This window comes from Pseudomonas sp. S3_A09 (assembly GCF_054668065.1).
Window position 1 is genome coordinate 2,695,001 of record NZ_CP162752.1, and the last position, 18,861, is coordinate 2,713,861.

The 18,861-nt window shown below is 58.0% G+C and carries 12 protein-coding genes, 3 rRNA genes and 1 pseudogene (1 of these 16 running past the window's edge); 11 read left to right on the plus strand and 5 right to left on the minus strand.

Translation table 11 applies throughout. From position 1 onward, the window contains the following. The 4 genes from AB4N92_RS12800 to AB4N92_RS12815 form a co-directional block, all read left to right on the plus strand. Positions 1-2,198: ribosomal RNA gene (locus tag AB4N92_RS12800) — 23S ribosomal RNA — on the plus strand (it extends 694 nt beyond the left edge of the window). 156 nt (positions 2,199-2,354) lie between these two features. Then, a 5S ribosomal RNA gene (rrf, locus tag AB4N92_RS12805) occupies positions 2,355-2,470 on the plus strand. Positions 2,471-2,580: 110 nt separating this feature from the next. Further along, positions 2,581-2,696, plus strand: a 5S ribosomal RNA gene (gene rrf, locus AB4N92_RS12810). A 284-nt stretch (positions 2,697-2,980) separates the two neighbouring features. Further along, entirely contained in the window at positions 2,981-4,861 is a 1,881-nt protein-coding gene (locus AB4N92_RS12815) for a methyl-accepting chemotaxis protein (RefSeq protein WP_010214278.1), read from the plus strand. Positions 4,862-4,906: 45 nt separating this feature from the next. Here the strand turns inward: AB4N92_RS12815 and AB4N92_RS12820 are convergent, their stop codons facing one another. The 5 genes from AB4N92_RS12820 to AB4N92_RS12840 form a co-directional block, all read right to left on the minus strand. Then, on the minus strand, positions 4,907-5,365 hold the full coding sequence (locus AB4N92_RS12820; RefSeq protein WP_010214276.1) for an SRPBCC family protein: 459 nt from the start codon (positions 5,363-5,365) through the stop codon (positions 4,907-4,909). An 18-nt stretch (positions 5,366-5,383) separates the two neighbouring features. Next, positions 5,384-8,761: an amino acid adenylation domain-containing protein gene (locus AB4N92_RS12825; protein ID WP_154847803.1), complete on the minus strand. Its 3,378-nt coding sequence runs from the start codon at positions 8,759-8,761 to the stop codon at positions 5,384-5,386. Further along, on the minus strand, positions 8,758-9,705 hold the full coding sequence (locus AB4N92_RS12830) for a diiron oxygenase (RefSeq protein ID WP_236267481.1): 948 nt from the start codon (positions 9,703-9,705) through the stop codon (positions 8,758-8,760). Before AB4N92_RS12830 ends, AB4N92_RS12825 begins: the two co-directional genes overlap by 4 nt. Further along, positions 9,702-10,460, minus strand: coding sequence for a DUF3050 domain-containing protein (locus tag AB4N92_RS12835; RefSeq protein ID WP_236267480.1), 759 nt, complete (start codon positions 10,458-10,460; stop codon positions 9,702-9,704). The genes AB4N92_RS12830 and AB4N92_RS12835 overlap by 4 nt, the downstream gene beginning before the upstream one ends. A 330-nt stretch (positions 10,461-10,790) precedes the next feature. Beyond that, the gene (locus AB4N92_RS12840; protein WP_010214271.1) at positions 10,791-11,501 is read right to left on the minus strand and encodes a GntR family transcriptional regulator; all 711 of its coding nucleotides are present in this window, start codon (positions 11,499-11,501) and stop codon (positions 10,791-10,793) included. Between the two features lie 366 nt (positions 11,502-11,867). On the opposite strand from AB4N92_RS12840, the gene AB4N92_RS12845 reads away from it, so the two are divergent. From AB4N92_RS12845 to AB4N92_RS12875, 7 genes and pseudogenes are all read left to right on the plus strand, one after another. Next, the gene (locus tag AB4N92_RS12845) at positions 11,868-12,761 is read left to right on the plus strand and encodes a TauD/TfdA dioxygenase family protein (RefSeq protein ID WP_236267479.1); all 894 of its coding nucleotides are present in this window, start codon (positions 11,868-11,870) and stop codon (positions 12,759-12,761) included. Between the two features lie 14 nt (positions 12,762-12,775). Next, positions 12,776-13,801, plus strand: coding sequence for an ABC transporter substrate-binding protein (locus AB4N92_RS12850; protein ID WP_236267478.1), 1,026 nt, complete (start codon positions 12,776-12,778; stop codon positions 13,799-13,801). A 1-nt stretch (position 13,802) separates the two neighbouring features. Then, positions 13,803-14,654 (plus strand): ABC transporter ATP-binding protein, encoded by an 852-nt coding sequence (locus AB4N92_RS12855; protein ID WP_236267477.1) that lies wholly within the window; start codon positions 13,803-13,805, stop codon positions 14,652-14,654. Between the two features lie 11 nt (positions 14,655-14,665). Next, positions 14,666-15,514 carry an ABC transporter permease gene (locus tag AB4N92_RS12860; protein ID WP_010214267.1) on the plus strand — a complete coding sequence of 283 codons (849 nt, stop codon included), beginning with the start codon at positions 14,666-14,668 and terminating at the stop codon, positions 15,512-15,514. Between the two features lie 99 nt (positions 15,515-15,613). Beyond that, entirely contained in the window at positions 15,614-16,240 is a 627-nt protein-coding gene (locus AB4N92_RS12865) for a TonB family protein (protein ID WP_236267475.1), read from the plus strand. Between the two features lie 52 nt (positions 16,241-16,292). Next, complete coding sequence (locus AB4N92_RS12870; RefSeq protein WP_010214263.1) at positions 16,293-17,213, plus strand: LysR family transcriptional regulator; 921 nt, start codon at positions 16,293-16,295, stop codon at positions 17,211-17,213. Positions 17,214-17,315: 102 nt separating this feature from the next. Next, a pseudogene (locus AB4N92_RS12875) lies at positions 17,316-18,850 on the plus strand (MFS transporter). Positions 18,851-18,861: the final 11 nt, after the last annotated feature.

Here is an 18,861-nt window from a genome sequence, read left to right on the forward strand (position 1 = left end):
GAAGGTTGGGTAACACTAACTGGAGGACCGAACCGACTACCGTTGAAAAGTTAGCGGATGACCTGTGGATCGGAGTGAAAGGCTAATCAAGCTCGGAGATAGCTGGTTCTCCTCGAAAGCTATTTAGGTAGCGCCTCATGTATCACTGTAGGGGGTAGAGCACTGTTTCGGCTAGGGGGTCATCCCGACTTACCAAACCGATGCAAACTCCGAATACCTACAAGTGCCGAGCATGGGAGACACACGGCGGGTGCTAACGTCCGTCGTGAAAAGGGAAACAACCCAGACCGTCAGCTAAGGTCCCAAAGTTATGGTTAAGTGGGAAACGATGTGGGAAGGCTTAGACAGCTAGGAGGTTGGCTTAGAAGCAGCCACCCTTTAAAGAAAGCGTAATAGCTCACTAGTCGAGTCGGCCTGCGCGGAAGATGTAACGGGGCTCAAACCATACACCGAAGCTACGGGTATCACGTAAGTGATGCGGTAGAGGAGCGTTCTGTAAGCCTGTGAAGGTGAGTTGAGAAGCTTGCTGGAGGTATCAGAAGTGCGAATGCTGACATGAGTAACGACAATGGGTGTGAAAAACACCCACGCCGAAAGACCAAGGTTTCCTGCGCAACGTTAATCGACGCAGGGTTAGTCGGTCCCTAAGGCGAGGCTGAAAAGCGTAGTCGATGGAAAACAGGTTAATATTCCTGTACTTCTGGTTATTGCGATGGAGGGACGGAGAAGGCTAGGCCAGCTTGGCGTTGGTTGTCCAAGTTTAAGGTGGTAGGCTGAGATCTTAGGTAAATCCGGGATCTTAAGGCCGAGAGCTGATGACGAGCTAACTTTTAGTTAGCGAAGTGGTTGATGCCATGCTTCCAAGAAAAGCTTCTAAGCTTCAGGTAACCAGGAACCGTACCCCAAACCGACACAGGTGGTTGGGTAGAGAATACCAAGGCGCTTGAGAGAACTCGGGTGAAGGAACTAGGCAAAATGGCACCGTAACTTCGGGAGAAGGTGCGCCGGTGAGGGTGAAGGACTTGCTCCGTAAGCTCATGCCGGTCGAAGATACCAGGCCGCTGCGACTGTTTATTAAAAACACAGCACTCTGCAAACACGAAAGTGGACGTATAGGGTGTGACGCCTGCCCGGTGCCGGAAGGTTAATTGATGGGGTTAGCTAACGCGAAGCTCTTGATCGAAGCCCCGGTAAACGGCGGCCGTAACTATAACGGTCCTAAGGTAGCGAAATTCCTTGTCGGGTAAGTTCCGACCTGCACGAATGGCGTAACGATGGCGGCGCTGTCTCCACCCGAGACTCAGTGAAATTGAAATCGCTGTGAAGATGCAGTGTATCCGCGGCTAGACGGAAAGACCCCGTGAACCTTTACTATAGCTTTGCACTGGACTTTGAATTTGCTTGTGTAGGATAGGTGGGAGGCTTTGAAGCGTGGACGCCAGTTCGCGTGGAGCCATCCTTGAAATACCACCCTGGCAACTTTGAGGTTCTAACTCAGGTCCGTTATCCGGATCGAGGACAGTGTATGGTGGGTAGTTTGACTGGGGCGGTCTCCTCCTAAAGAGTAACGGAGGAGTACGAAGGTGCGCTCAGACCGGTCGGAAATCGGTCGTAGAGTATAAAGGCAAAAGCGCGCTTGACTGCGAGACAGACACGTCGAGCAGGTACGAAAGTAGGTCTTAGTGATCCGGTGGTTCTGTATGGAAGGGCCATCGCTCAACGGATAAAAGGTACTCCGGGGATAACAGGCTGATACCGCCCAAGAGTTCATATCGACGGCGGTGTTTGGCACCTCGATGTCGGCTCATCACATCCTGGGGCTGAAGCCGGTCCCAAGGGTATGGCTGTTCGCCATTTAAAGTGGTACGCGAGCTGGGTTTAGAACGTCGTGAGACAGTTCGGTCCCTATCTGCCGTGGACGTTTGAGATTTGAGAGGGGCTGCTCCTAGTACGAGAGGACCGGAGTGGACGAACCTCTGGTGTTCCGGTTGTCACGCCAGTGGCATTGCCGGGTAGCTATGTTCGGAATAGATAACCGCTGAAAGCATCTAAGCGGGAAACTAGCCTCAAGATGAGATCTCACTGGAACCTTGAGTTCCCTGAAGGGCCGTCGAAGACTACGACGTTGATAGGTTGGGTGTGTAAGCGCTGTGAGGCGTTGAGCTAACCAATACTAATTGCCCGTGAGGCTTGACCATATAACACCCAAGCAATTTGACTACTCTAACGAGCATCAGATTGCGGTGTGTGAAGATGATACGAACCGAAAGTTCGATATCTCACAAAACACCGATCTGTCACATACCCAATTTGCTGAAGCGAGGCCATCAGGTCACGACTCAGTACCCGAATTTCTTGACGACCATAGAGCATTGGAACCACCTGATCCCATCCCGAACTCAGCAGTGAAACGATGCATCGCCGATGGTAGTGTGGGGTTTCCCCATGTGAGAGTAGGTCATCGTCAAGATTAAATTCCAGAACCCCCTGTTTGCTAACGCAGACAGGGGTTTTGTTTATGTAGAAGTCCATGAATTTCATCGGCACGTTGCTAGCGCAACGGTCCGATACACAGAATTTCTTGACGACCATAGAGCATTGGAACCACCTGATCCCATCCCGAACTCAGCAGTGAAACGATGCATCGCCGATGGTAGTGTGGGGTTTCCCCATGTGAGAGTAGGTCATCGTCAAGATTGAATTCCGAAACCCCTGTCTGCTAACGCAGACAGGGGTTTTGTCGTTTAGGGCCTTAAATCACCACGTTTCGTAACCCCCATCGCCTAGGTGTACCGCTGGTCTGTTTCCCACATAAAAACAGGAAATACCTCACAAATTCCTAAGATTTGCCAAGCGTTGGCCGAAAGCCTGACGAGCCATGCGTGCACCGAAATAGAGCGGCCGGAGAAGCTGCCTATACCGCTACATGGAATGTTCCACTCGGCACGCTCACCCCCCTTTGGCAAAAGAAGTCGATGAAATGAATCTTAAGTTCAGTCATAAAATTCTGTTGGCCGCGTCAGGCGTCGTGGTTTTGGCCTTCGCGTTGTTCACCCTCTATAACGACTACCTGCAACGCAGCACCATCAAGCAGAACCTGGAATCGTCCATCCAGCAATCCGGTGAGCTCACCGCCAGCAGTGTGCAGAACTGGCTCAGTGGGCGAATACTGGTACTCGAAAGCCTCACGCAAAACGTAGCCCACCAGGGCAGTGGTGCTGACCTTCCAGGTCTGGTCGATCAACCGGCATTCACCTCGAACTTCCAGTTCACCTACGTTGGCCAAACCAACGGCGTTTTCACTCAGCGTCCGGACGCAAAAATGCCCGATGGTTATGACCCTCGTCAGCGTCCCTGGTACAAGCAGGCAGTAGCCGCGGACAAACCCATGCTTACCCCGCCCTACATGGCCGCAGTAGGCGGGCAGATCGTGACCATCGCCATGCCGGTGAAGAAGAATGGTGAATTGCTCGGTGTAGTCGGTGGCGACCTGAGCCTGCAGACCCTGGTGAAGATTATCAATTCGGTGGACTTCGGCGGTATCGGCCATGCGTTCCTGGTCAGTAGCGACGGGCAAGTCATCGTCAGTCCTGAACAGGACCAGGTGATGAAGAACCTCAAGGACATCTACCCTGGCACCCAGGTGCGTATCGAGAAGGTCAGCCAGGATGTCGTCCTCAACGGTCAGGACCGCATCCTGTCCTTTACCCCTATCAGTGGCTTACCCGGCGCAGATTGGTATATCGGTCTGTCGATTGATAAAGACAAAGCCTACGCACCGCTGGGCAAGTTCCGTACTTCCGCCTTGATTGCCATGTTGATCGCCGTAGTCGCGATTGCGGTGCTCCTGAGCCTGTTGATTCAGGTCTTGCTGCGACCCCTCACCACCATGGGCGTGGCGATGCAGGACATTGCCCAAGGCGAAGGTGACCTAACCCGCCGCCTCGTTGTGACCAGCAAGGACGAGTTCGGCGAAGTCGGTAGCGCGTTCAATCAGTTTGTAGAACGTATCCACGCCTCGATTTCGGAGGTGTCTTCGGCAACCCGACAGGTGCACGATCTCTCCCAGCGTGTAATGGCCTCGTCCAATGCCTCTATCATCGGTTCCGATGAGCAAAGCGCGCGTACCAACAGCGTGGCAGCAGCGATCAACGAACTGGGCGCTGCTACCCAGGAAATCGCACGTAACGCCGCCGATGCTTCACAGCACGCCAGCGGCGCCAGTGAACAAGCCGACGATGGGCGCAAGGTGGTGGAGCAAACCATCCTTGCAATGTCGGAACTGTCGCAGAAGATCAGCCTGTCCTGCACTCAGATCGAGACCCTCAACGCCAGCACCGACAACATCGGCCACATTCTCGATGTGATCAAAGGCATCTCCCAGCAAACCAATCTGCTGGCACTCAACGCCGCCATCGAAGCGGCACGTGCTGGTGAGGCCGGTCGAGGCTTTGCAGTGGTCGCCGATGAGGTGCGTAACCTGGCTCACCGCACTCAGGAGTCGGCCGAAGAGATCCACAAAATGATCACGTCTCTGCAAGTGGGCTCGCGTGAAGCGGTGACCACCATGAACGCCAGCCAAACCTCCAGCGAAGAAAGTGTTGAGGTCGCGAACCAGGCTGGTGAGCGCTTGGTCAGCGTAACGCAGCGGATTGTCGAGATCGACGGCATGAACCAGTCCGTCGCCGCAGCCACGGAAGAACAGACGGCGGTGGTGGAAACGCTCAACGTCGACATCAATCAGATCAACCTGCTGAACCAGCAAGGCGTGGCCAATCTCAACGAAACCCTGAAGGATTGCGACGCGCTGTCGCAGCAGGCCAATCGATTGAAACAACTGGTCGATAGTTTCAAGATCTGACCCGCTGATTGATCGGGCAGGAGCGAGTCCTCTCGCCCCTGCCGCTTAGCCGACTAGCCGACGAACATTTTCCAAGGCGCTATCGGCGAAGCTCTGCACAAATTGTTCAAATCCTGTGTTTGCACGGTCGATGGGCTCGGCAATGATCGTCCATGTTGCTTTGGAACAGTCTGCGCCAAGGGCCTCCACACGGATCGCCGCCCACAGCCTGGCTACACCGAGGGTGTTGTAGATTGTGGTCCAGGTCATGTGCATGGCCTGTTCGTCGCGGCTATTGAGTTGCTCCACCACACAATTACCATCGCGGAAGAATTTTGTTCGCAAGGCGCCCACGCCTGTGCCCGTCATTTCGATATGTGTCAGGTCAGGAATGAACGCATCGAAGCCTGCGAATTGCCCCACTATGTCCCACAGGCGAGTGGCATGGCAGTCGACCAAAACAGACGCAACTATCGGCCGGCCATTCGGGTTGCAAATCAATGTATCGGGTTGCAGCGGTTTCATAAGGTTATCCTGAGGCATTCAAAGAAAGCCGGTGGCCTTGAGGTAGTCGCAGCCTTTACTCAACAGCGCCGGGTCCTTTTCGGGGTACTGTGCGCCCATTTGCTGGACAGCCTGTCGCGCGTTGTCGTAGCGAATCATCGAGGTGTCGCCGATGTCTTCGTCGAGACGGCCGAGATAAAAACCCAGTACGCCAAACAGTGCATTGTCATGGCTGATCGTGTGTAGCGACTGTTGCCACTGCTCAACGCTGACCCGCTTGAAACGGTGACCCGCCTGGCTGAAGCCATCCAAGTAGTGGGCCCAGCTCAACGGCTGCGGATTGTGCAGGTTGAACACACTGCTACCGGCTTGAAAGCGGGTGCAGTGGAACGCGATGAAGCGCGCCAGGAAGTCCACCGGCATCAGGTCGAAGTTCAACGCCAACTTCGGGAGCAGGCCCATTTGCAGTGACCCCTTGAGCATCAGCATCAGACGATTCTTTTGCGGCTGGCAAACGCCCGTGAGGCTGTTGAAACTGATGTTGCCGGGTCGATGGATATTCACCCAGGCCCCACGTTCCACCGCACGCGCCAGTTGCCGTTCGGCGACCCACTTGGACAAGTTGTAGCCATTCTTGATGTACAGCGGCAGCGTGGCCGCGGCGGGCGCTTCTAGGACATAGCCTTGAGTATCGACACTGCTCGACGCGGAGAGCGTCGAGACAAAATTGAGGACCTTCTTGCAGTGCGTCTCACACAGGCGTAGGCATTCGAGTACGGGGTCAACGTTGTCCCTGGTCAGCGACGCATAGTCCAATACATGGTTGACCCTGGCAGCGTTATGTACCAGCACACCGAACTCTTTGGCGAGGGTCTCATAGGCATTGCTGGTCAAACCCAGTCGAGGCAGGCTGACATCTGCGGCGAATACCTGCACCCGGCTCAGGTCCAGATGCTCCAGGCGATACTCGCGCAGCGCTTGGGTAAATCGCGCCATCGCCGACTGCCCCGGCTTCTCGCGCACCAGGCATGCTACTGCTGTAGCACCCTTGGCCAGCAGTGCCTCGACAATATGGACCCCTACAAAGCTGTTGGCCCCTGTAACGATCACTTTGTGCGGATCGCCCACGCAGTTTTCGGGCAGCGTGTTATATATCCGCTCCCGATGCGCATCACGAACCGCTTGGCTGGCGGATGTATCGGGTCGTTCTCCTTGTTCCACCAATGTTGCGAGCGTACGAATCGTCGGCGCCTCGATGAAGTGGTTCAGCGAAAAACTACGGCCGAATTGTTCGCGAAAACGCAGCAAGAGGGTCGACAGCAAAATCGAATGGCCGCCGAGGTCGAAGAAGCTTTCATCGATAGACAACTCACCCGTGGGCAACGCTAGCAGTTCGATCCACAAGTGGGTCAATTGAGTCTGAAGCGGGGTTTGTGCCGCGCTGCAGGCTGTCGGCAACGTGGGCTGGATCGGCACTGCCAGCAACGCCGCACGGTCGATTTTGCCGTTGCTGGAACACGGTATGCGTGGCAGCTCATCCCAGACGCCGGGCTGCATGTAGTCCGGTAGCCACTGCCGTGCATGGTGTTGCAGCGCCGTCATGCTTGCTCCCGGTTCGGGTTGCGCGACAAAGCCACGGATCCTGCGATCACGGTCGATCACCACTGCCACCTGTCGATACAGCCGACTGCTGCGCAGGCACTGCTCAATCTCCAGGGGCTCTACCCGAAAACCACGGATCTTCACCTGATCATCTCGCCGTCCTCCCAGCACGATCCCGTCGGCAGTCCACTGCGCCAGGTCGCCAGTGCGATAGGCCCGCAACGGCAGTTCGCCTGGCACTGCCAGCTCCACGAAAGAACTGGAAGCCTGTGATAGTGCGTTCACGTACCCCAGGCTCACTCCGGGGCCGACGATATACACCTCACCCATCACCCCTTCATCCACCGGTTGCAGGTGTTCATCGAGGATCAGCACCTGGCTGTTGGCGATGGGGCGGCCGACGTTGCGATTGCTGTCATTGGGGCGCAGCATCCGATGGGTGACCAACACCGTGGCCTCCGTCGGCCCATAGAGGTTATGGAACTGGCACTGCGCTGAAAGGCGTTCGATCACATGGGGTTCGCACACATCTCCACCGGTCAGCAGATGCGTGAGGCCCAGCGGTTGATCGAGCGGCAGGATACTCAGCAGCGCAGGCGGAAGAAAGGCATGGGTGATGCGCTGCCGGTGAAGCAGGTCCAGCAGCTGTTGAGGGTCTTGTCGTTGCTCTGTGCTGGGGACGATCAACTGAGCACCCGCTACCAAGGCGGGGAAAATATCGATCAGCGATGAATCGAAGCTCAATGGCGAGAACTGCAAGACGCGGCTCTGTTCATCCAGGTTCACACAGGACCTGAACCAGGCCGTGAAATGCGCCAGGTTGGCTTGGCTGAGCAACACGCCTTTGGGTTGCCCGGTGGTGCCCGAGGTAAAGAGCATCAGGCAGGGCGCATCGGCATGACGGTGGAGGCGCGCCAACGGCTGTGTGAGGTCGACGTCGTGTAGAGCGTGGCCGCTGACATCCAGTGAGCTGAAACACGCTCTTAATGGATGCTGACCGGCGTCCAGCAATACCTGGGCTCCTGCGCTTTCGAGCATGGCCCGATGGCAGTGAGGCGGCTGGTCCGGATTCAACGGCAGGTACACCGCTCCACTGCCCAGCACGGCAAGGATACTGGCGTACAAGCCGATTGTTTTTTCCAGGCAGATCCCGACGACTGCGGGCGTTTGCCCCGTTACCAACAAGGGGTGCAAGCGCTGCTGGATTGCCAATGCTTGAGCATGCAGCTGACGATAGGTCACTTCGCTGGCACCGATATGCAATGCGGGCCGGTCGGCAAATGTATGAAAGCTTGCCTGCAACCGATTGATCAGTGGCACTCGGGCTGCCTCTATCACGTCAGGGTCGGCGGAGCGGTTGAACCGGTGGGTGAATGCCAGCGCCTCAAGCGCATCCAGGCAGTGTTCGGGCCAGCCATTGGCGACCGCCTTCAATTCGAAGTATCCAGGGTCTCGCGAGAAGCCGCTGATGTGCAGCGCGGTCCATTCCACCAATTCGCGGATGACTCGCCGGCGCAGTCGTTGACCGTTACCGCTGAGCTCGTCGGCGATGTCCAGTACGGCCAACAGCTTTCGGTCTGGCCTATAGGCGCGCAGTTGCAGCGCGGGCAACCCGTAGTCGGTGATGGGGCCGACGCCCAGGCGCAGGCTCAATTTTGGAATCGGGCGTGCGTTGCCCTGCACCGACTGATCGCCGTCATCGATGCACAGGTCGACGCCCTCGTTGCCTGTGATATGCCCATACTGTTCCAGCTCTTGCCTGACCGCCTCCAAGGCGCTGCTGGCGCCGGAAAATCCAATGCTCAGCCGCCTCATGTCACCCTCCCGGACACTGGCAGGTAATCGTTCAACGCATGCGCCACGCTCGGCGTTTGCAGCAAACCGCTGTGTTGCAGAAAGCCAAGGATATTGCCCATCAATGGATGTTGGCGGGTGATAGGGAAGGCCTGTGCCGCCACTTCAGCGCGTAACGCACCGCGTAGGCTGGCGCTGATGTCGAGGTGTTGGATCAAGTTCAAGTCGAAGTTTTTTTGCAGGTCGTTCGTCAGGTACTGAGCCAGGAAAACCGGCAGCACCTTGGCGATTTCATTGCGGTCCCCCTCGCTCGCGGTTTGCCAATACAGGCGTACGAGCCGTATCCAGAACTGGGCGTGGCGGCCCTCATCAAACAGGTGGTCGGCCATCAAGCCACGGATGGAAGCTTTCACGCTGGTGTCCTTGGAGAATGCCGCCACATCCTGGGTCACGGTGTTTTCAGCGATTGCCACGCCAATCAGTGCGACAGCATCGCGTAGATGAGCGGGCGCCAACGCCTGTGCCGTGGGCAGCGCACGGCTCAGCTCTATTTCTGTGGGCAGTTCCAGCGGTTGTATGCCGGTCATGGCCACGGTTTGCTGCAGGAAATCCAGCGCAACCAATGCGTGGTAATCCTCGTCCACGACGACGGTCATCGCATCCACGCGGCAGGTCAGCGGGAAGGGCACAGCGAAGCGATTTTTGGCGATGCTGCGTGCAGTCTTGTTGACGATCTCGGTCTCGAATATCACCACGTCGTTGATGAACTTGTAAAAGCTCTGCACCAGTACAAAATCGCGCCACTGAGGGCAGTGCTCAAGAAATGCCGCGCAGAGCACCAAGGGCTGACGGCACAGCGGGAAGATCAGTTTGTCATCGCTCTCCAGCAAGCGCCGAGGCCGTGTGCGGATGGTTGCGCGGCGCTCCCAGTCATCGGCGATGGCTTGGTAGTCGCCGGCGTTCATGGGTGCACCTCTTGCAGCGAGGCCCGAAGCTCATCCCAGAACGCGACACGGCTTTGCATCGCAGCGACTGCGGCGTCGTGGGCCTGTTGCGGATACGTAGGGTCTGCGCTGACCAGGCGATTGAGTAACTGCTCCGCCGCTGGCCCGTGTTCCTTGGCGTCCAATTCGATGTGGCGCTTGAGGTAAGCGCACAAGGTAGGCGCTTGGCGATGAATGAACTCATCAGATTGCAGGATGCGTTCGAACATCCCCGGGATGACATGCTCGCGACCGTACAGGAATGTGGCCGCCACACAATGGGTAGGCGCATTCAACGCAAGGTGCAAGGTGGCGTCGACGAAGCGGCTCACGCCGGGAGGAGCCTCGACCTGGTGCAAGGCTGCCGTGGCTCCCAGGCCTTGGCGTAGCAGCGCAACAAAGTGGCTGATGGCCGAGGTGCTGGCGCCCACTTCCGCCATGGCTTCCAAATACAGTTCGAAATGGCTGCAATAGCCTTGCACGGGGTGTTCGTCTGACTCCTCACCCAGAATGATCTCATTGATCAGCCGCGCTGCCTGCGGGTCTTCAGCGGGTAGCCAGGGCAAGCGAGTGCAGGTCAGGTCCTGTTGCAGGCGCTTGGCGAGGGTCATGAAGTCCCAGACTGCAAACACATGACTTTCCATAAAAAGTTGTAACTTGCGCAGGGAAGTTATTTCTAAAAATAACGAATGGCTGCATAACTGCAGTTTTGCTGTTTCAAGTAAAGGTTGATGCATGGTTGATGCCTATAAGTTGTTGCGGCTGCTGTTGGGAAACAGCGATGAGTTTGTAATGGTCAGGGCGCGCGCAGGCATAAGCCGACTACCGGCGCGCAGAAATGCTCGACGATAGGCGCTGCAACGCCGAGCGGAGTGGTTTAGTAATAAAAGATGATAAGCGTATTAAATAGGTTGGCGCGCATACAAATATAATAGAAGTTTTTCTAAATAATATATGTTGTAAGTTGGTTGCTTGGGGCGTAGTGGGAAGTTTCTTTAGCGGGAGGCACTACACTGAGTGAGTGGCCCCCGTAATATTGGAAGGACGGGACAGGAGAACGCAATACTTTATGGCGTAACTTTCTTGCCGTGGGCATCCAAGCCATTCAGGTACGCCGTGATCACCTCCATGCCTCGCATCAAGTGATTGCGCAGCGTCAAGATGCTTTCCTGGGTTTTCTTCTGCGCTACCAAGTTCAACAGTTCGCGGTGGTCCTCCTGGGACGTTTCGCCCAGCCCCATGGCCTCAAGGTTGTAACGCAGGAATCGCTCTTCCTCGTTCAAACCGTGCTCCACCAGTTTAAGCAGCCGCTGGTTGGGGGCCTTGCCATAAAGCGCCATGTGGAACAGGCGATTGAGGCGTCCAATCTCGGTGTAGTCTTTTTCCTGTTCGAGGGCACAAATAAACGCCTCGGCTTCCTCGATATCGGCTTCGGTGAGCAAGGGAATCGACAGGCGCAGCGCTTCAGACTCCAGCAACATCCGCAGTTCATAGGTCTCGGCTGAATTGTCTTCGATCAACGGTGCAACCACGGCGCCCTTGTGGGTCACCACATGCAGCAGTGACTGGGCCTCCAGTTGGCGCAAGGCTTCACGCACCGGCATGCGACTGACCCCGAACAGGCTGGCCAACTCCTGTTGGCGCATGGCAGTACCGCAGGGCAACCGACCATCCAGGATGGCGTTGCGCAAGGTTTCTTCAATCACGGAGCGAGCGAGATGGGCGGGAATAGGTCCGCTGATCTTGATGCTGTTCAAAGGGGTCGGCTTCTGCGTCACGGTTACGCTATCCTCCTTATTAGAATGGGCGTGGCTAATTGGATCCAATGCACACTAGAGACTGCCCGTAAGCTTGTCAAACGGGCACAGTTTCGGCTTGTAAGCGTTTCAACATAGGGCTCCCAGCGCCCACAGCCAGCATTTATGGCGCCTTACACAGGCAGGTTCATCAAACCTGCTTCAAGCGCCGACAATGCAGCATCAGGTGTTATGGACTGAACACTTTACCGCTGTGGTTTATTGCCCTGGGCCAAGTGGCTTGGGGTTGAGCCGAAACATTCCCGCATATCGTTATTCATTAACGGTATTTAAATAGCCGTTCTTATATCTATAAAGTCAATCTCCTGTCTGACCGGGAGTGACCTCATGTCCGCCACCTCTACTGTTCCAACAGCGACCGCTACCGTCCAATCCTTCGAGATTCGTCCACTGCCCGGCAGCGTCGGCGCCGAGATCATTGGCCTGGACTTGTCGCGACCGGTCAACGACGAGGATTTTTCGCGCATTCACCGCGCGCACTTGGACCATCATGTCGTGGTGTTCCGTGACCAGCGCATCACCCCCGAGCAGCAGATCGCCTTCAGCCGTAGTTTCGGCGTGCTGCAGATCCATGTGCTCAAACAGTTCCTGCTGGCCAACCACCCGGAAATTCTGATCGTCTCCAACATCATTGAAAACGGTCAGTCCATCGGTCTGGGAGACGCGGGCAAATTCTGGCATTCGGACCTGTCCTATAAGGAACTGCCGAGCCTGGGTTCGATGCTGCACGCCCAGGAACTGCCCTCCGAAGGTGGCGACACCTTGTTCGCCGACATGCACAAAGCCTGGGACCAATTGCCCGAACACCTGCGCACGGCCGTTGAAGGCCGCAGTGCCGCGCATTCCTACACCGCGCGCTACAGCGAGACCAAATTCGAAGGCAACTGGCGCCCCACACTGACCCCAGAGCAGCTTGCCCAGGTTGCGGAAGTCGTGCACCCCATCGTGCGTACCCATCCGGAAAACGGCCGCAAAGCGCTGTTCGTGAGCGAAGGCTTCACCACTCGAATCGTCGGGCTGCCCGAAGACGAAAGCCGCGACGTGCTGGCCCAACTCTACGCCCACAGCGTGTTGCCGCAAAACATCTACCGCCATCAATGGCAGCCCCACGACTTGGTGTTCTGGGACAACCGCTCGCTGATTCACCTGGCTGCCGGTTGCCCAAGCCATCTACGCCGCAAGCTGTTTCGTACCACCATTCAGGGCGACGCGCCTTTCTGATTCGGAGCACAAGCATGTCCAGCAAAACTCCATTCGCACGGCTGGCCGCGACTGTCGGCCTGGGTGTCAGCCTGCTGGCTGGCAGCCTTGTTGCGCCGACAGCCGCGCAGGCCGAAGGCGAGATCCGCATCGCCGAACAGTTCGGCATCGTGTACCTGTTGCTCAACGTGGTGCGCGAGCAGAACCTGATTGAAAAATACGGCAAGCAGCAAGGCATCGACATCAAGGTCGACTGGACACAATTGTCCGGCGGCGCCGCCGTCAACGACGCGCTGCTCTCCGGTTCCATCGACATCGCCGGCGCCGGTGTCGGCCCGCTGCTGACCATCTGGGACCGCACCCGCGGCAAGCAGAACGTCAAGGCCGTCGCGTCCCTGGGTAACTTCCCTTACTACCTGGTGAGCAACAATCCCAAGGTCAAGACCATCGCCGATTTCACCGAGCAGGACCGCATTGCCGTGCCGGCGGTGGGCGTGTCGGTGCAGTCGCGCTTCCTGCAATACGCCGCGGCCAAGCAATGGGGCGACAAGGAATTCAATCGCCTCGACAAGTACACCGTCGCCGTCCCGCACCCGGATGCCACTGCAGCACTGATCGCTGGCGGTACCGAGCTGACCGGGCATTTTTCCAACCCGCCGTTCCAGGACCAGGCCCTGGCCAATCCGAACGTGCATGTGGTGCTGAACACCTACGACCTGCTTGGCCCGAACTCGCCGACCGTGCTGTTTGCCACCGAAAAATTCCGCAACGAGAATCCAAAAACCTACACGGCGTTCGTGGAAGCGTTGACCGAAGCCGCGCAGTTCGCCCAGCACGATAAAGGCGCTGCGGCTGACACCTACATCCGCGTGACCAAAGCCAAGATCGACCGTGCCGAGCTGCTGAAAATCATCGACAACCCGCAATTCGAATTCAGCGTTACGCCAAAAAACACCTACCCGCTGGCGGAATTCCTCTACCGCGTCGGCGCCATCAAGAACAAGCCTGAATCGTGGAAGGACTACTTCTTCCAGGACGCCAAGCCCCTGCAAGGAAGTTGAGATGAACGCGCCCTTGCAAGGCCACACGGCCAGCAACCTGCACACCACCGCGCCGTTGCTGGCGGTGGATCACGTCAGCCTGGAATACCGCACCCCGGAGCGCGTAGTGCGGGCAACCCATCAAGTCAGTTTCGAGATCGATCCTGCCGACCGCTACGTGTTGCTCGGCCCCTCCGGTTGCGGCAAATCAACGTTGCTCAAGTCTATCGCCGGGTTTATCAAACCGTGCGAAGGCGAGATCCGTCTGTTGGGGCAAAAGGTCGACGAACCGGGCCCGGACCGCATCGTGGTGTTCCAGGAATTCGACCAACTGCCACCGTGGAAAACCGTAAAACAGAACGTGATGTTCCCATTGCTGGCCTCTAAAACCTTGAAGCGCGCCGAAGCCGAAGAACGCGCGCTGCACTACCTCGACAAAGTCGGCCTCACGGCGTTTGCCGATGCCTATCCCCACACGCTTTCCGGCGGTATGAAAGCCCGTGTCGCCATCGCCCGCGCCTTGGCCATGCAGCCGAAAATCCTGCTGATGGACGAGCCCTTCGCTGCTCTCGATGCCCTGACCCGGCGCAAGATGCAGGAAGAATTGCTGCTGCTCTGGGAAGAGGTGCGTTTCACCCTGTTGTTCGTCACCCACTCCATCGAAGAAGCGCTGGTGGTGGGCAATCGCATTCTGTTGCTGTCGCCTCATCCGGGGCGCGTGCGCGCGGAAATCCACAGCCACCAATATGACCTGCACAGTCTCGGTGGCGTGGAGTTCCAGGCATCGGCGCGGCGTATCCATCGCTTGCTGTTCGATGAAGCGCCCGAGGCCGAACGTGAGTTGGGTTTCGCTGATATCCGCATCGCGTATTAAGGGGAGCATCCATGCGCCAGGAATATGAAATCACCCTAGAACCGCTGATCAGCGTCCCCGTGGAGCGCGAACTGCCCCTGCGCCAACGCCTGTGGCAACAAGGTTGGCTGCGCAAGGGCCTGATCCTGGTGGTACTCGCGATCCTTTGGGAAGTCGTTGCGCGCTACCAGAATAATGACCTGTTGTTGCCGAGCTTCTTGCAGACCTTTCATGCGCTGTACGACGGCTTGCTCAGCGGCGAGTTGCTCAGCAAGGTCAGCATCTCGCTGGTGGTGCTGATCAAGGGTTACTTGATCGGCATCGTACTGGCGTTTGCCCTGACCACCTTGGCGGTATCGACCCAACTGGGCCGCGATCTGCTGAGCACCCTGACCTCGATGTTCAACCCGCTGCCGGCCATTGCATTGCTGCCGCTGGCGCTGCTGTGGTTTGGCTTGGGGCAGAACAGCCTGATCTTCGTGCTGGTGCATTCGGTGCTGTGGGCGCTGGCGCTCAACACGTATTCCGGGTTCCTCGGCGTGTCCGAAACCCTGCGTATGGCTGGGCGCAACTATGGCCTCAAGGGCATGCGTTTTGTGCTGTTCATCCTGATCCCGGCGGCGCTGCCGTCGATCCTCGCGGGCCTCAAGATCGGCTGGGCATTTGCCTGGCGCACCCTGATCGCCGCCGAGTTGGTGTTCGGTGCCACCAGCGGCAAGGGTGGCCTGGGGTGGTACATCTTCCAGAATCGTAACGAGCTGTACACCGACAAGGTGTTTGCCGGTCTGGCAGTCGTGATCCTGATCGGCCTGCTCGTGGAAAACCTGGTGTTTGACACCTTTGAGCGCCTGACCGTGAAGCGTTGGGGTATGCAGCGCTAAACACGAATGATTGCTCTTTGTCCGCCGTGAAGCCGATAATGCCGGCGGAATCTGGCGCCGCCCTGGCGTCAGGTGTGCCTCGTAAAAGGATTTACAACGATGCGGTTTTTTGTCTTGGCAGCGGCCTTGCTATTGTCGACCTCGGTTTTCGCGGAGTTCGTGCCCGAGCCGGTCAGCATGCCCAAGCCGCTTTACCCCAGCAACCTGACCTTCACACAAGGGCATGCGCGTATCAGCCTGAATATTCACAACGACGGTACGGTCAGCGATGTCAAAGCGCTCAGCGCCACCAAGCCGGCGTTTGGTGCAGCCGCCGTCGCTGCGGCCACACTCTGGCGCTTCAAGCCTTGGACGGTAACTGGCGATCGGCCTGCGGTACTCGACGCGCAGAACGATATGATTTTCACGCCCGAAGCGCCAAGGAAGGAAACGACTCAACTGACCTTCACGCAAACCACTTACCAATCCTGCAGCGCACTGACCGAAGAAGTCAGCCAGTTCCGTCGCGACCATCCCGCCCGCCCGTTGATCGCGATGAAGAGCTTTGCCATTACCCGGGTAGCAGTGATGTTCCCGGCGCTAAGCGGTAAAAGCGATTACAACGAAGGCCTGACCCGTGCCGACGAACTGGAAAACGCCCTGCCGGAAATCGTGCGTAAGTGCCAAGCTCATCCCAAAGCCACCTACGCGGACTACCTGCCCCGTAACCTGAAGCGCTACCTGTAAAGCCTGCTACGATTGCGCTCAGTTCACTCCCCATTGGTCACGAGTGCTTGGCATGCAATTACCGGACATGAACCTGCTGGTCGCCCTCGACGCCTTGCTCGACGAGGGCAGTGTGGTTGGCGCCGCGCGCCGCATGAACCTCAGCCCGGCGGCCATGAGCCGCACCCTCACGCGTATCCGCGAAGCCGTCGGCGACCCGATCCTGGTGCGCGCCGGTCGCGGCCTGGTGCCAACGCCCAAGGCTCTGCAGTTGCAAGGCCAGGTGCGCAACGTGGTGGAACAAGCGGCGCTGTTGTTCCGTTCCGCGGACCAAGTGGATTTGAGTACGTTGCGCCGTCGTTTCAGCGTGCGCGCCAACGACTTTTTCATCGGCGTGTACGGCGGTCGACTGTTCGACACCATGGAACGCATGGCGCCGCTGTGCGAGCTGTGCTTCGTGCCCGAAGGCGATACCGACGACGAGGCCCTGCGTGAAGGTCGCCTGGATTTGCGCGTGAGCAACACCATGCCGGTCACTCCCGAAGTGAAGGTGCAGAACCTGTTCTCCACCACCTTCGTCGGCCTGGCACGGGAAGACCATCCGTTGTTCGACGAAGACATCACCGCCGCACGCTTTGCCAGTTACTCCCATATCAGCATCTCGCGGCGCGGCATTGCCCGTGGGCCGATCGACACCGCGCTGAGTGCTCAGGGCTTGGAACGTCGTGTGGCAATGATCGCCCCAGGCTTTCACGGCGCGATGTTCATGCTGCCCGATTCCGACTTGCTGCTGCCGGTGCCCAAGGAAGCGCTGTTGAGCGCCAATCGCCTGAAACTGCCCCTGCGCTCGTTCGCCCTGCCGATCTCGTTGCCGACGCTGGTGCTTGCCCAATCCTGGCACCCGCGATTCGATAAAGACCCTGCTCACAAATGGCTGCGTGAAACCATGCGCGAGAGTTGTCACGCCACTTGGCTTGAAGCACAGCCTGTTTGATCGTTGCGTTTGGTGCACTTATACCCTTCCAACAAGTAACTTTTTGTCATGTTTGTGCCTGATTAAACTGCTCAGGTATTCAACATCCCGAGTTACCTGTTCATGACCTCCCTCGCTGCCCCCACCCTTGCGGCCGCAGCCAAACCCACCGCGATGACCCCACCCGTATTCGGCCCGCGCATCATCATCGGGCTGGTCGGCGTGTTGCTGGCGGTGCTGGTCTCTGGCCTCAACGAGATGGTCACCAAAGTGGCCCTCGCGGACATTCGCGGTGCGCTGTACATAGGCTTTGACGAAGGCACCTGGCTGGTCGCGGCGTACACCGCGACTTCCGTGGCGGCCATGGCGTTTGCGCCCTGGTGTTCGGTGACCTTTTCCCTGCGCCGTTTCACCTTGTGCGCCATCGGCCTGTTCACTGCGCTGGGCATCCTGTGTCCGTTCGCGCCGAACTACGAAAGCCTGTTGGTGCTGCGCACTGTGCAAGGCCTGGCCGGTGGTGCGCTGCCGCCGATGCTGATGACCGTGGCTCTGCGGTTCTTGCCGGCCAACGTCAAGCTGTACGGCTTGGCCGGCTACGCACTCACCGCCACCTTCGGCCCGAGCCTGGGCACGCCGCTGGCGGCGCTATGGACCGAGTATGTTGGCTGGCAGTGGGCGTTCTGGCAGATCGTCGCGCCGTGCCTGCTGGCCATGATCGCCGTGGCCTACGGATTGCCGCAGGATCCGATTCGGTTGGAGCGTTTCAAGCAGTTCAACTGGCGCGGCTTGCTGCTGGGTTTCCCGGCGATCTGCATGCTGGTCATCGGCATTCTGCAAGGCAACCGCCTGGACTGGTTCGAGTCGGGCCTGATCACCTTCCTGTTAGGGGGCGGTGGCGTGTTGCTGGTGCTGTTCATGGTGAATGAATGGTCGCAGCCCATCCCCTTCTTCAAGCTGCAGATGCTCGGTCTGCGCAACCTGTCGTTCGCCCTGATTGTGCTGGCGGGCGTACTGATGGTGCTGACCTCGGTGATCATCATCCCGTCGAGTTTTCTCGCTCAGGTCCAGGGCTACCGTCCGCTGCAAACCGCGCCCGTGATGCTGTTGATGGCGATACCGCAGTTGATTGCGCTGCCGCTGGTGGCGGCGCTGTGCAACCTGCGTTGGGTCGATTGCCGATGGGTGCTGGGGATCGGCCTGGGCATGCTGGTGCTGTGCTGCGTGGGCAGCGCGCACCTGACTTCGGAATGGATTCGCGACGATTTCTACGGCCTCTACCTGCTGCAGATCTTCGGGCAACCGATGGCCGTGTTGCCGTTGCTGATGCTTTCCACCGGCAGTATCCAGCCAATGGATGGTCCGTTCGCCTCAGCCTGGTTCAACACCATCAAGGGGCTGGCCGCCGTGATCGCCACTGGCGTGCTCGATACCTTGACCACCCAGCGCCTGCATTTTCACTCGACCATGTTGGTCGACCGCCTGGGCAATTCCCCCTGGCCGACGGCGATGCGCCGGGCCTGGCGCACCGCCTGCATGAGCAGGCCGTGGTGCTGACCTCTTCGGATCTCTATTACGTCATGGCCGCGGTCGCGGTGGCGTTGATCCTGCTGATTTTCTGGATGCCCACGCGGATCTTTCCGCCTCGCGCACCGACTTGATAGAAAGGACT